The 13,784-nt window shown below is 63.9% G+C and carries 12 protein-coding genes; 5 read left to right on the top strand and 7 right to left on the bottom strand.

What is annotated here, in order from left to right:
• Positions 1-40: 40 nt before the first annotated feature.
• The gene (galE, locus tag ACYHH6_RS08735) at positions 41-1,036 is read right to left on the bottom strand and encodes a UDP-glucose 4-epimerase GalE (RefSeq protein ID WP_352592764.1); all 996 of its coding nucleotides are present in this window, start codon (positions 1,034-1,036) and stop codon (positions 41-43) included.
• 277 nt (positions 1,037-1,313) lie between these two features.
• Between galE and hemA the strand changes: the two genes are divergently transcribed.
• Positions 1,314-2,591 (top strand): 5-aminolevulinate synthase, encoded by a 1,278-nt coding sequence (gene hemA, locus ACYHH6_RS08730; RefSeq protein WP_488500422.1) that lies wholly within the window; start codon positions 1,314-1,316, stop codon positions 2,589-2,591.
• Positions 2,592-2,609: 18 nt separating this feature from the next.
• On the opposite strand, the gene ACYHH6_RS08725 is transcribed toward hemA, so the two are convergent.
• Both ACYHH6_RS08725 and mscL read right to left on the bottom strand, forming a co-directional pair.
• A complete protein-coding gene (locus tag ACYHH6_RS08725; RefSeq protein WP_352587380.1) occupies positions 2,610-3,776 on the bottom strand; it encodes a pyridoxal phosphate-dependent aminotransferase in 1,167 nt (388 codons plus the stop codon).
• Positions 3,777-4,007: 231 nt separating this feature from the next.
• Positions 4,008-4,430, bottom strand: coding sequence for a large conductance mechanosensitive channel protein MscL (gene mscL, locus ACYHH6_RS08720; RefSeq protein ID WP_023669649.1), 423 nt, complete (start codon positions 4,428-4,430; stop codon positions 4,008-4,010).
• Between the two features lie 254 nt (positions 4,431-4,684).
• Between mscL and ACYHH6_RS08715 the strand changes: the two genes are divergently transcribed.
• On the top strand, positions 4,685-8,173 hold the full coding sequence (locus ACYHH6_RS08715; RefSeq protein WP_352587409.1) for a PAS domain-containing hybrid sensor histidine kinase/response regulator: 3,489 nt from the start codon (positions 4,685-4,687) through the stop codon (positions 8,171-8,173).
• Between the two features lie 82 nt (positions 8,174-8,255).
• On the opposite strand, the gene ACYHH6_RS08710 is transcribed toward ACYHH6_RS08715, so the two are convergent.
• Positions 8,256-8,888, bottom strand: coding sequence for a TetR/AcrR family transcriptional regulator (locus tag ACYHH6_RS08710; RefSeq protein ID WP_352587376.1), 633 nt, complete (start codon positions 8,886-8,888; stop codon positions 8,256-8,258).
• A gap of 93 nt (positions 8,889-8,981) precedes the next feature.
• Here ACYHH6_RS08710 and ACYHH6_RS08705 point away from each other — a divergent pair, with 93 nt between their 5' ends.
• Entirely contained in the window at positions 8,982-9,638 is a 657-nt protein-coding gene (locus tag ACYHH6_RS08705; RefSeq protein ID WP_352587373.1) for an O-methyltransferase, read from the top strand.
• A gap of 53 nt (positions 9,639-9,691) precedes the next feature.
• On the opposite strand, the gene ACYHH6_RS08700 is transcribed toward ACYHH6_RS08705, so the two are convergent.
• Together ACYHH6_RS08700 and ACYHH6_RS08695 are read right to left on the bottom strand one after the other, a co-directional pair.
• Positions 9,692-10,351: a response regulator transcription factor gene (locus tag ACYHH6_RS08700; RefSeq protein ID WP_352587370.1), complete on the bottom strand. Its 660-nt coding sequence runs from the start codon at positions 10,349-10,351 to the stop codon at positions 9,692-9,694.
• 101 nt (positions 10,352-10,452) lie between these two features.
• Entirely contained in the window at positions 10,453-10,887 is a 435-nt protein-coding gene (locus tag ACYHH6_RS08695) for a hypothetical protein (RefSeq protein ID WP_352587367.1), read from the bottom strand.
• A gap of 106 nt (positions 10,888-10,993) precedes the next feature.
• Between ACYHH6_RS08695 and ACYHH6_RS08690 the strand changes: the two genes are divergently transcribed.
• Both ACYHH6_RS08690 and ACYHH6_RS08685 read left to right on the top strand, forming a co-directional pair.
• Positions 10,994-11,344: a DUF952 domain-containing protein gene (locus tag ACYHH6_RS08690; RefSeq protein WP_112565545.1), complete on the top strand. Its 351-nt coding sequence runs from the start codon at positions 10,994-10,996 to the stop codon at positions 11,342-11,344.
• Entirely contained in the window at positions 11,341-12,417 is a 1,077-nt protein-coding gene (locus ACYHH6_RS08685) for a quinone-dependent dihydroorotate dehydrogenase (RefSeq protein ID WP_352587365.1), read from the top strand. Before ACYHH6_RS08690 ends, ACYHH6_RS08685 begins: the two co-directional genes overlap by 4 nt.
• Here ACYHH6_RS08685 and ACYHH6_RS08680 read toward each other — a convergent pair.
• Entirely contained in the window at positions 12,414-13,751 is a 1,338-nt protein-coding gene (locus tag ACYHH6_RS08680; RefSeq protein ID WP_352587362.1) for an MATE family efflux transporter, read from the bottom strand. The two genes, ACYHH6_RS08685 and ACYHH6_RS08680, sit on opposite strands and share 4 nt — an antisense overlap.
• Positions 13,752-13,784 lie beyond the last annotated feature (33 nt).

The raw sequence follows: 13,784 nt of genomic DNA, 5'->3' as shown, positions 1-13,784 counted from the left end.
GCTTCGCCGCGCGCCTTGCGAGGCCTTGGGCGGACCTAGCTCAGCCCCGCGCTGAGTTCTTGCCGGTCAGGATGCGCTCCCAGGCGAGCGCATCAGTGACGATCTGATCGAGATCGTCGCGTTGCGGGGTCCAGCCGAGTTCGGCGCGGGCAAGATCCGAATTGGCGACCACGGCGGCGGCGTCGCCCGGACGGCGGTCGCCCATCTTGACCTCAAAATCCCGGCCGAAGGCGCGGCGCACGCTGTCGATGACCTCGAGCACTGAATAGCCATGGCTGTAGCCGCAATTGGCGACGAGGCTCTGCCCCCCGGCGCGCAGCCGCTCCAGCGCCAGGCGATGCGCCGCGGCCAGGTCGCTGACATGGATGTAGTCGCGCATGCAGGTGCCGTCCGGCGTCGGATAGTCGGTGCCGAACACCTGCATGAAGGGACGCTTGCCGAGCGCGGTCTCACAGGCGACCTTGATCAGATGAGTGGCGCCCGGGGTCGACTGGCCAGTGCGGCCCTTGGGATCGGCGCCGGCGACATTGAAATAGCGCAGCGCCGTGTAGCGCAAGGGATGGGCAAGCGCCGCATCGCGCAGCATCCATTCGCTCATCAGCTTGGACAGGCCGTAGGGCGATTCCGGCGCCAGGCGGGCATCCTCGCGCACCGGCTCCAGTCCCGCGCCGCCATAGACGGCGGCGGTGGAGGAGAAGATGAAATGCGGCACGCCCTCGCCCACCGCGGTTTCGATCAGCGTGCGGGTCTTCGAGGTGTTGTTCTCGTAATAGGCGAGAGGATCGGCAACCGATTCGGGAACCACGATCGAGCCGGCGAAATGAATGATCGCATCGACCCTGTTCTCGCGGATGATCTGGCCGACCAGTTCCCTGTCGGCAACATCGCCGACGACCAGTCTGGCCTCCGGCGCCACCGCCCATTCGAAGCCGGTGGAAAGCCGGTCGAGCACTACGACGCTTTCACCGGCATCCAGCAGTTCCCAGACCATGTGGCTGCCGATGTAGCCGGCGCCGCCTGTCACCAAAACCGTCATTCCGTACCCTCGCTATTCAAGATTTATCGGAAACTGTCTCAAATGCCGCCTTACTGGAAAGACCGCCGCAGGGCTATACAAGACCGGTGTGTTAAGTCCGTAACAGTCTCAGCGGCCCAAGGCATCGTAGTGAAACAAAGTTGATGCACATCAAGGGAATAGGCCACGATCTGGGATCGTTAGGAACAGGCTTGGGGCGTGGCATTTTGACCAAACAGGCCCGGTGGACGACGAATGGGCCAATGATTATGATCCCGCGCAAAACTGGGAAGGCGATATGAACTATCAGCGGTTCTTCGAGGAAGCGATCGACCAGCTTCATGCCGAGCGGCGCTACCGCGTCTTCGCCGATCTTGAGCGCATCGTCGGCAAGTTTCCGCGCGCCATCTGGCGTTCCAATGGCCGCGCCGAGGAAATCACCGTCTGGTGTTCCAACGACTATCTCGGCATGGGCCAGAATCCCGATGTCATCGCCGCGTTCCAGAACGCGGCCGGCAAGATGGGCTCGGGCGCCGGCGGCACCCGCAACATTTCAGGTACCAGCAACCCGCTGGTCGAGCTCGAGCTGGAACTGGCCGACCTGCACGACAAGGAAGCGGCCCTGGTTTTCACCTCCGGCTTCGTCTCCAACGAAGCCTCGATCTCGACGATCGCGCGGCTGTTGCCCAACTGCCTGATCATCTCGGACGAGTTGAACCACGCTTCGATGATCGAGGGCGTGCGGCGCTCGGGCGCCGAAAAGAAGATTTTCCGCCACAATGACGTCGCGCATCTCGAAAGCCTTTTGCAAGCGGCAGGCCGCGAGCGCGCCAAGCTGATCGTCTTCGAGAGCGTCTATTCGATGGACGGCGACATTGCGCCGATCAAGCAGATCGTCGAACTGGCCGAACGCTACAATGCCATGACCTATGTCGACGAGGTCCATGCCGTCGGCATGTACGGACCGCGCGGCGGTGGCATCACCGAGCGCGAAGGCCTGGCCGACCGGATCGACATAATCGAAGGCACGCTCGCCAAGGCGTTCGGTACGCTCGGCGGCTACATCGCCGGCAACAGCGCCATCATCGATGCGGTGCGCTCCTACGCACCGGGCTTCATCTTCACCACGGCGCTGCCGCCGGCGATTGCCGCCGCCGCCACCACCTCCATCCGCCACCTGAAGCGCTCGCAGGTCGAGCGCGACGCGCAATTGCGCCAGGCGACGCGGACCAAGGAGGTTCTGTCTGCCGCCGGCCTGCCGGTGATGGAGTCGCCCACCCATATCGTGCCGGTGCTGGTCGGTGACCCGGAACTCTGCAAGATGGCCAGCGACCGCCTGCTTGGCGTGCACCGCATCTACATCCAGCCGATCAACTATCCGACCGTGCCGCGCGGCACCGAGCGGCTGCGCATCACGCCGACGCCGTTCCACACCGATGCACTGATTGCGGGACTGCAGGACGCGCTGGTCGAGACCTGGGATGCGCTGGGCATTCCCTATGGCTCCGCCGGACGGCCCGCTGTGGCAAAGAGCGACAGGATTGTTCCCCTGCTGGTGCCGAAGTCGGGCGGCTGAAGCCGCCGTCGGTTTACCTCAAACAGTCTTCATCCACTTCGCCAGCCGGTGTGCCGCTTCCTCGAGTTGATCAAGGCGGCGGTGGAAACACAGCCGCAAAAACGCTTCGCCGCCGGGACCGAAGGCGGTGCCGGGGGCCAGGCCGACATTGGCCTTGTCGACTATGTCGAAGGCGGCCCGGCGCGGGTCGGTGAGGCCGTCGACCGTGAAGAACAGATAAAACGCGCCTTGCGGCACGGTGAACCGCGCCTTGCCGGTGGCGCCGATTATGCCGCAGACGAGATCGCGCGCCGCGTGCGCGCGCTCCACCTGCTCGACGATGAAGGCATCGCCGTAGTCGAGGGCGGCGACGGCGCCGCGCTGCATGAACTGGGCGACGCCCGAGGTCGAATACTGGATCAGGTTCTCGAACACCTGCTGCAGGTCGGGATGGGTCTTGATCCAGCCGATGCGCCAGCCGGTCATCGCCCAATTCTTGGAAAAGGAGTTGACGAACAGGATGCGGTCTTCCGCGGTCGAAATGTCGAGGAAGGACGGCGCGCGGCCGTGGCCGTAGTGGAACAGCGAATAGATCTCGTCGGCGATGATCCACAGGCCCTTTTCGCGGGCGAGGTCGAGGATCGCCTGCAGCGTTTCCCTGTCGGCGGTCCAGCCGGTCGGGTTGGATGGCGTGTTGACGAACAGCGCCTTGGTGCGTGGCGTGATAACGGCCGCTATCTTGTCGACATCGCAGGACCAGCCATTGCCGGACTGGTCGAGCGTGACCGCTACGGGAGTAGCGCCGGAGACACCGGCGGCAGCCGCGAAATTCGGCCAGGCCGGCGACAGATAGACAACCTCGTCGCCACTGCCGGCGACGGCGGCAAGCGCCAGCTGGATGGCGTGCATGCCGGAACCGGTGGCGATGAATTCCTCCTCGGCGAAATTCTTGCCGAAATGCCTGGCATAGTAGCGCGAAAGCGCTTGCCTGAGCTCCGGAATGCCCTTCTGCCAGGTGTAGAACGTCTCGCCATTGGCGAGCCCCTTGGCGGCAGCCTCCGAGATGAAGGCGGGCGTCGGCAGGTCGCCTTCACCGGCCCAGAGCGGGATCATGCCCTCGCGCGTACGGCCGTAATTGACGACGGCGACAATGCCGCTTTCAGGGGCGGCCACCGCTTCGGCGCGCAAGCTATCGATCAGGGTCATGGACAGGTCCGTTTTGATATCGAGCGAGTGCTCATAGAGCGGTTCATCGTTTGAAGGAAACGCCGAACCGCTCCATGTCTTTGTTTTTACGCAATTCCTCAAGGGAAAGCGCTACGCGCTTTTCCCGGGAAAACCGTTTCACACTTTCCTGGAATTGCTCTTAGCAGATACGAAAACAGAAAACCCCGGCCGCGAACGGCCGGGGTTTTGGTCCAGAAATCTGCCCTTGGGCTATTTCCTGGCGAGGAGATCGCGAATTTCGGTGAGCAAAGCGACATCGGCCGGCGGCGGAGCAGCCGGGGCGGCGGGCTTCTCGCGCTCAAGCCGCTTGCGCAGATTGTTCACCGCCTTGACCATCAGGAAGATGATGAAGGCGAGGATGAGGAAGTTTAGGGTCGCGGTGATGAAGCTGCCATAGGCAAGGACCGCGCCCTGCCCCTTTGCCGCATCCAGTGTCGGGGCGTTGACGGCCGAGGAAAGCCCCAGGAAGTAGTTGTTGAAATCCAGTCCGCCGAAGATCGCGCCGACGATCGGCATGATGACGTCGTCGACCAGCGAAGTTACGATCTTGCCAAAGGCGGCGCCGATGATGACACCAACGGCCAGGTCCATCACATTGCCCTTGGAAATGAATTCCTGGAATTCTTTCAGCATTCGACCCTCCTTGTCATGGCAGGCCGCGCTGCTGCCGCCGTCCTCCGGCGCCGGCCCGCGCATACCATAACAAAAACCTGCGGTTGCAACAGAAGCAAAAGCCGGAAAACACCGCTTTCTCCTTACCTTAGGTCATGGCTCGACGGGTGACAGGCAGCCGCCATGCGCCGAAAGCCGCGATGGACTCGACCCCAAAGCTGTGGTTGCGTCTGGTCAGGCCGGATGAATATTGGCTGTGGGAGGACTTTCGGGCCGTGCAGGGCTGGTTCATCGTCATCATTGCCGTCGCCTATGTGACGCTGCTGTTCGTCATTGCCAGCCTCGGCGACCGGCGTTCGGCGGCTTCCGGGCCCGGCCGTGCCCGGCCCTTCATCTACGCGCTCAGCCTCGCCATCTACTGCACGTCCTGGACGTTCTTCGGCTCGGTCGGCCTGTCATCGGAGCGCGGCCTCGAATTCCTCGGCATCTATACCGGCCCGGTGCTGGTGTTCGTGTTCGGCTTTCCGCTGCTCAACCGCATCGTGCGGCTGGCCAAGAGCGAAAAGATCACCTCGATCGCCGACTTCCTCGGCGCCCGCTATGGCAAGAGTTTTGCCGTCTCGGCGATCGCCACGCTGATCGCCACCATCGGCGCTGTGCCCTATATCGCGCTGCAGTTGAAAGCGATCTCCGGTTCGGTCGGCCTGATGGTCGAGCACTATACGGGATCGCCGCCGTCCTTCGATCCGTTCGTCAGCGACATCTCGCTGGTGGTGGCCATGCTGCTCGCGCTGTTTGCGGTGCTGTTCGGCACCCGTCATGCCGATGCCACCGAACACCAGGACGGACTGGTGCTGGCCGTGGCGGTCGAAACCGTGGTCAAGCTCGCCGCCTTCCTGGCGATCGGTCTGATGGTCACCTTCTTGATCTTCGGGGGGCCGGGCGACATGATCGACAAACTGGCCGAGAACAACCAGGTGCGGCAGGCGATGGGCTACAACACCTCGCTCGCCACCTGGCTGGTGCTGACCTGTCTGAGCGGCTTTGCCATCATCATGCTGCCGCGCCAGTTCTACGTCACCATCGTCGAGAACCGCGGCGAGGCCGAATTGCGCACTGCGACCTGGGTGTTTCCGCTCTATCTCGTGGCGATCAACCTGTTCGTGCTGCCGATTGCCTTCGCCGGCTTGTCGCTGGTCGGCACCAGGACCAGCAGCGATCTCTATGTGCTGTCGCTGCCGCTGTTCAGCGGCCATGACGTGCTCGCCATGGCGGCCTTCATCGGCGGCCTGTCGGCGGCGACCGCCATGGTCATCGTCGAAAGCGTGGCGCTGTCGATCATGATCTCCAACGATCTCGTCATCCCGCTGTTCGTGCGCCGGCTGCTCAAGACCACGACCTCGGAAAATGAGGACTGGTCGACGCTGATCCTCAATGTGCGGCGCGGCGCGATCTTCATCCTTTTGTTCATCGCCTTCCTCTACTACCGCGAGAGCACCAACGCGGCGCGGCTGTCGTCGATCGGCCTGATGTCGTTTGCGGCCATCGCCCAGTTTGCGCCGGCGCTGATCGGCGGGCTGATCTGGCGCGGCGCCAATGGCCGGGGTGCAGCCCTTGGCATGGTCGCCGGCATCCTCGTCTGGGGCTACACGCTGCTTTTGCCTTCGCTCTCGGCACCCGACGCCGACATTGTCGTGCAAGGGCTGTTCGGCTTCGAGGCGCTGCGGCCGCAGGCCTTGTTCGGCACCGTCGCCGAGCCGCTGAACCACGGCGTGCTCTGGAGCCTGTCCGTCAACACGCTGTTTTTTGTCCTCGGCTCACTGTCGCGTGCATCGGTGCCGCTGGAGCGCATCCAGGCGTCAATCTTCGTGCCGCGCGAGTCCGGCCCGATGCCCAGCCTGCGCCGCTTCCGCACCGCCATTACCGTCAACCTCCTCAAGGACACCATATCGCGCTATCTCGGCGTCGAGCGCACCGAGCGCTCCTTCCAGTCCTTCGAGAAAAGCACCGGCGTCTCGCTGCACGGCAATGAGCAGGCCAGCATGGATGTCATCCGCTTCTCCGAGCAGCTGCTGGCGAGCGCAGTCGGCTCGTCTTCGGCGCGGCTGATCCTGTCGCTTTTGTTTCGCCGCAACGACCGCGAATCCAAGGATGCGTTCCGCCTGCTCGACGACGCCACCGAGGCGCTGCAGCACAATCGCGACCTGCTGCAGATCGCGCTCGACCAGATGGAACAGGGCATCACCGTCTTCGACCGGGATTTCCGCCTGATCTGCTGGAATAGACAATATCGCGCGCTGTTCGACCTGCCCGACGAGATGGGCCAGGTCGGCGTCTCGCTCGACCTTATCCTGCGCCATCTGGCCGAGCGCGGCGACATCCCGGCCGACCAGCGTGTGGCGATGCTCAACCGGCTGACCAGCTTCGTCAGCCCGTGGCAGATGGAATTGAAGACCAGCGGCCGCATCCTGGAACTGCGCTCCAACCCGATGCCGGATGGCGGCATCGTCGCCACCTATGCCGACATTTCGGGACGCGTCGAACAGGACCTGGCGCTGAAGCGGGCCAATGAATCGCTGGAGCAGCGGGTCAAGACGCGCACCATCGAACTGACGCGCGTCAATGAGGAGTTGGCGCAGGCGCAGATGCTGGCCGAGGAGGCCAATCTCGGCAAGACGCGCTTCCTCGCCGCCGCCGGCCACGACATCCTGCAGCCGCTCAACGCCGCCCGGCTCTATTGCTCGTCGCTGATCGAAAAGGCCGGCAAGGGCCCGGCGGGCAAGGCCGCCGTCAACATCGAATCCTCGCTGGAATCGGTCGAGACGATCTTAGGCGCCGTGCTCGATATTTCGCGCCTCGACGCCGGCGCGATGAAGCCCGACGACAGCGCCTTCCGCCTAGACGGGCTGCTGCGCCAGATCGGCAACGATTTTCAGCCGCTGGCCGCCGAAAAGAAACTCGATCTGACGATCATGGCCTCGTCGCTCAGCGTGATGACGGACCGCAATCTGCTGCGCCGGCTGATCCAGAACCTGGTCTCCAACGCCATCAAATACACGCGCCATGGCCGCATCCTTGTCGGTGTGCGGCGGCGCGGCGAGCTCGCCGAGATCCAGGTGATCGACACCGGCATCGGCATTGCCGGCGACAAGCTGAACACGGTCTTCAACGAGTTCACCCGGCTCGACGAAGGCGTGCGCGAGGCCGAAGGCCTTGGCCTCGGCCTCTCCATCGTCGACCGTATCGCCCGGGTGCTCAGGCTCGAGATTCGGATCTTTTCCAACCCGGGCAAAGGCACGCGCTTTTCCGTCATCCTGCCGGTTGCGGCGATGCAGGCGCCGCGGCGCGAGGTCGAGCCCAAGGCGCCTGCCCGCGCCACTGCCTCGCTCGCCGGACTCCATGTGCTGTGCGTCGACAACGATGCCCGCATCCTCGACGGCATGCGGCTTTTGCTCGAAGGTTGGGGTTGCAGCGTCGGCACGTTTTCCGGCTCGGAGGATTTCGCCAGGGCCGACATCCATCGTCCCGACATCGTGCTTGCCGACTATCACCTCGACGGCAGGAGCGGTCTCGACGTGATAGCGCGGCTACGTGACATCCACGGCCGCGACCTAGCGGCCGTGCTGGTTACCGCCGACCGCTCCACAGAGGTCCGCGCCGCCGCCGCCGCGCTTGACGTGCCGGTGATCAACAAGCCGCTCAAACCGGCGGTGCTGCGCTCGATGATGGCCAGGGTCAGGCCGCTGGCTTCGGCGGCGGAATAATCGCGTCGGATATGGGTTCTTGCGAAGGGGGCCTCACCCTATCGCATAGGGCCGTGCCAGCCCCCTATGCGAAGCCCACTCCTCAGCTATGCCCAAGGCTCGCAATATAGGCGCAGAACATGTCGGCCATCGCATCGGCATAGGCTTCGATCTCCGCGTCGGTGCGAGGGCTGCCTGAAAAATCCTTTCCTACCGAACTAAGCGCAGCCGTGATCAGGTCGGCAGCGAGGTCCCGGACCGCATCCGAGGCCTCGGGCAACGCCTCGCGCATGAAGGCCTCGACCGTGCGGTCCGCCATGGCCCTTGCCTCTTGCGTCTCTGGCGCATCACGGTAGAGGGGCGCAGCGTCGTTCAGCGCCACGCGCAACCCCGCCTCTTCGCATTCCGAGCGGATGAAGGCGTGGACCAGGATGCGTATCCGTTCGAGCGGCGGCTTTTCGACGTCCTGAAGAATGGCGCACAAAAGGTCGGTCGTCTGCTGCCATTCGTCGCTCTGCAGCCGGAACAGCAGTGCGGCCTTGTTGGGAAAATATTGGTAGAGCGAACCGACGCTCACGCCGGCCCTTTCGGCCACGCGCGTGGTGGTGAAACGCTGCGCGCCTTCGCTCGCCAAAACCTGAACAGCAGCTTCCAAAATCGCGGAGATAAGCTCGACCGCACGCGCCTGCTTGGGCTGTTTTCGCGAGGAAATAGAAAGGCTTGGACGTTCGGCCATCTTGCTGTCCGGCAATGCGAATTGGAAACCTGAAGGATTATTCGTATTTTTGGCACGACACAAGAACGCAATGACTTTTGATTGGAAACTTCGATGACTACCCTCACCAGCGCCCCACTCGCACCTCTGCTCGCCCGCCTGTTCAAGGAAGCCGAGGTAGCGACCAGCCCGGCAGCAGCCGGGCACTCGCCTGACGAACGAGCACGCCTTCTCGGCAGCAAGACCGGGTATGTCGACTTCTACGGACGGCTGAAGGACCTCTGGCTCGCGGTTTCGCCGGAGACCGGCACGCTGCTCTACATGCTGGCACGCAGCAGCGGTGCGCGCGTCATCATCGAGTTCGGCACCTCGTTCGGTATCTCGACGCTCTATCTGGCAGCCGCCCTGAGGGACAATGGCGGCGGCCGTCTGATCACCACCGAGTTCGAGCCCTCCAAGGTGATGCGGGCCAAGGCCAATCTGACAGAGGGCGGCCTTATCGATCTGGTAGAAGTCCGCGAAGGCGACGCATTGCAGACGCTCAGCGCCGATCTCCCTGAAACGATCGATCTCTTGCTGCTCGACGGTGCCAAGGCGATCTATCCGGAGATCCTGAGCCTGGTCGAAAGCCGGCTCAGGCCCGGCGCGCTGGTGATCGCCGACAACGCCGATTTCAGCCCCGAATATCTGGAGCGCGTGCGCTCCCCGGCATCGGGCTACATGTCGACGCCGTTCGGCGACGACGTCGAACTGTCGGTGCGGCTGAGCTGAAGCCGCCGGCGGACTGGCTGCCGGCAACCGAACAAAGCTGAGCGCTCCGGCGCTCAGTTCACCGGCTGCAGCGGATCGCTGCCGATCTTGGACAGCTGGATCACCGCCTGGGTGCGGCTGTCGACGCCGAGTTTTTGCAGGATGGCCGAGACATGCGCCTTGACCGTCGCTTCTGAGACGCTGAGCTCATAGGCGATCTGCTTGTTGAGCAGGCCTTCGGCCAGCATGCCGAGCACGCGCGTCTGCTGCGGCGTCAGCGCCTGCAGCCGCTTGATCAGGTCCGATATTTCGGGGTCGCGCTCGACGCCGAGATCGATGCCGACGGGCGCGGCGATATCGCCGGCCAGCACCGTCTGCACAGCGCTGCGGATCTCCTCCATGCTGGCCGATTTGGAGATGAAGCCTGAGGCGCCGAGATCGAGCGCGCGCCGGATGGTCACCGGGTCATCATGCGCCGACACCACCACCAGCGGCACCGCCGGATGGATGCCGCGCAGCGAGATCAGGCCGGACAGGCCACTGGCGCCCGGCATCGACAGATCGAGCAACACCAGGTCGACATCCTCATTGGCCACGACCAGCGCCTTGGCGCGTTCGAAATCGCCGGCCTCATGGATGGCGGCAACATCGCCGACGCCGGCAAGCGCCTCTTTCAGCGCGCCGCGAAAAAGCGGATGATCGTCGGCGATGACGAAGGTGTAGCCCGACGGCAAATATTCCTCCCCAAATCCCGTTGTTGATTATCGGCTTTTGCGGGACCGGACGATTATGCGGCGAAGCGTTCTGTTTTCAAGCGGCAATGGCTGGATGCGGCTCAGGTCTTTTGCGAATTGAGCTTGGCGCCATCGCCATTGTCCTTGTCCATCTCCTTGACGATGCCCATGAAGCCACGCAGCATGCGCTCCATGTAGTTCATCGTCTTGTCGAAATCCTCCTCGCTCGGCAATTTCGATTCGAGGCGGGCGGACAGCGAATTTTCCAGCTTGATGACACGCTCGTCCATGGCCTTCATCGAGGCCTGCAAACGATCGACTTCGTCCTGGAAGGCTGCGCGCTCGTCGGCCGCCATCTTGCAGACCAGTTGGCCGGAGCGTTCCTCGCAGATCGACATGGCGCCCGTCTGGGTATCCATGCGGACATAACCATTGGCCGATTTTTCCAGCCGGTAGCGATCGGTCTCCTCGGACCAGGCCGATGCCGCGACCAGCGAGACCAGTGCGGCGGGGATCAGTATGTGCTGCAGACGCATGTTTCATCCTCCACGAGCCAGTGTACGTGAACCTATCACAGCTTTACGCCGTAAATGCGGAAGAGTTGCCCTTCCCCGCATGAGCCATCCGGATTATAGCGCAGCCATGTCTCAGACTATCTACAAGATCGCGCCCGAAGCGCTTTGGCGCGAGGCCGAGAAAAACGGCCGCTTCACCGGCGCTCCGATCGACATCGCCGACGGCTTCATCCATTTCTCCACCGCAGGACAAGCACGCGAGACGGCGGCCAAGCACTTCGCCGGCCAGACGGATCTGGTGCTGGTCGCCATTGACGGGGCTCGGCTGGGTGATGCCCTGAAATACGAGGTCTCGCGTGGCGGCGCGCTGTTCCCGCATCTCTATGGCGTGCTCGAGATGAACGCCGTCCTCTGGGTGAAACCATTGCCGCTCGGCGCCGACGGCGCACATCTATTCCCGGACATGGAGGTCGAATGAGCGTGCTCGACCGCATCGGCCAGAAACTGTTGTTCAGCTTCGATCCGGAAACGGCGCATGGCATGTCGATCGCCGCACTGCGATGCGGCCTGCCGGTCGGCGCGCGGCCGGTGCGCGACGACAGGCTGAAGGTCAGCCTCTGCGGTCTCGATTTTCCAAACCCGCTCGGCATGGCCGCGGGCTATGACAAGAACGCCGAAGTGCCAGACGCGCTGCTTGGCCTCGGCTTCGGCTTTGTCGAGGTTGGCACGGTGACGCCGCTGCCGCAGGCCGGCAACCCGAAGCCGCGCATTTTCCGGCTGACTGAGGATGACGCCGTGATCAACCGGCTGGGTTTCAACAATGAGGGCCACGAGGCGGCCGAGAGGCGCCTTGCCGCACGCAAGGGGCGTGGCGGCATCGTCGGCGTCAACATCGGCGCCAACAAGGACAGCGCCGATCGTGTCGGCGACTATGAGTTAGGCGTCTCGCGCTTTGCGAAATACGCCAGCTATCTGACGGTCAATATCTCGTCGCCAAACACGCCGGGCCTGCGCACCATGCAGGCGCGCGAACAGCTCGGCGAGCTTTTGTCCCGGGTCGTGGGAGCGCGCGCGGCAGCTTCGGCAAAACCGCCGATCTTCCTCAAGATCGCACCTGATTTGGTCGAGGCCGAACTGGAGGACATCGCCGCCGAGATCAGCGAGAAACAGATCGACGGCGTCATCGTCTCCAACACGACGCTGGCGCGGACCGGATTGCGAAGCGCCGCTGTCGCCGGCGAAGCCGGTGGTCTCTCGGGAAAGCCGCTGTTCGAACGCTCAACCATCGTGCTGGCCAAGATGCGCAAGCTGCTCGGGCCGGAGCGGGTCATCATCGGCGTCGGCGGCGTCGATTCCGCCGAGGCTGCGCTGGAGAAAATCCGCGCCGGCGCCGATCTGGTGCAGCTCTACACCGGCATGATCTATGCCGGGCCGGCACTGCCGGGGCGAATTCTGACCGGGATGGTGCGATTTGCCGACAAGGAGCGGCTCAAGTCGTTGCGCGAACTGCGCGATGCCGGTCTCGAACGGTGGACTGCAAAGCCGCTCTAGAAGGCCGTGCGCACCCTTCGCGACAAAATCGTCAGCAGGCTGAAGCCGCGCACCAGCAGGAAGACGTGCAGCGCCGCCCACAGGCCGTGATTGCCCAGGGACGGCGCCAAGGTCAGTAATGCGGCGCTGAAGGCCAGGAAAGACAAGAGCATCATGTTGCGCATGTCGCGCGACCAGGTCGCACCGATGAAGACGCCGTCCATCTGGAAGGCCAGCACGCCGCTGAACGGCGTCAGCGCCGCCCATGGCAGATAGACATCCGCGACGTCGCGAACGTTCTGCGACGTGGTGATCAGGGCGACCAGGCCGGCGCCGCCGAGCCAGAAGATCAGCGTCGCGGTTCCCGCCAGGCCGAACCCCCAGAACAGTGTCAGCCGCACCGCCCGGCGGAACGAGGTTTCGGCGCGCGCGCCAATGGCGCGTCCGGCCAACTGTTCGGCCGCCGTGGCAAAACCGTCGAGGAAATAGCCGGCGACAAGGAAGAAGTTCATCAGCACGGCATTGGCTGCCAACGTCAGCGTTCCGAACTGCGCGCCCTGGCGGGTGAACAGCGCAAAGGCGGCGAGCAGCGAGAACGAGCGGATCATGATGTCGCGATTGAGCGACAGCATGCGCAGGAAGGCGGCCATGTCGAGCAGGCGATGCCGCGGCAGGCGCGGTGCGGCCCGGAACCGCCAGACGATGATGGCGAGGCCCAGCAGCATGGACAGCAATTCGCCGGTGACGGTCGCCCAGGCGACCCCGGCGACGCCCCAGCCGAGCTTCAGGCCGAGCAGGATGCAAAGGACGATGTTGATGCCGTTGAGCACCGCCTGCAGCATCAGCCCAAGCCCGCCCTCGCCGCGCCCCAGCACATAGCCGAGAATGGCGTAGTTGATCAGCGCGAAGGGGGCGGCGAGCATCCTGATCCTGATATAGACGCCCATCGCCTCGCTGACGCGCGGTTCGGCGCCGATGAATTTCTGGCCTGCGATGGCGATCAGCGGCGCAAGGGCGACAAGCGCGATGCCGGCGGCGACCGCGATCAGCACGGCGCGCCAGAACACCGCCTGCTCCTCCAATTCGTCGCCGCGCCCGAAAGCCTGGGCGACGAGGCCGGTCGTGCCGGAGCGCAGGAAATTGAAGGTGTTGAAGACGACGTCGAAGACCAGCGCGCCGGCCGCCAGGCCGCCGAGCAGGGCGGCGTCGCCGAACTGGCCGACCACCGCCGTATCGACAATGCCGAGCAGAGGCGTCGTCAGATAGGCGAGCGTCATCGGCACGGCGATGGCAAGCACCGAACGGTTGGTGACGGCGAAAGGTCTCGCGTCGGCTGGGGTTGCACCCGTGTCCAAGGGATTGCTGCCTTGCTGATTGCGGCTTGATCG

The organism is Mesorhizobium sp. P171375 (assembly GCF_057786075.1).
This window is presented reverse-complemented; position numbering and strand designations above follow the sequence as displayed.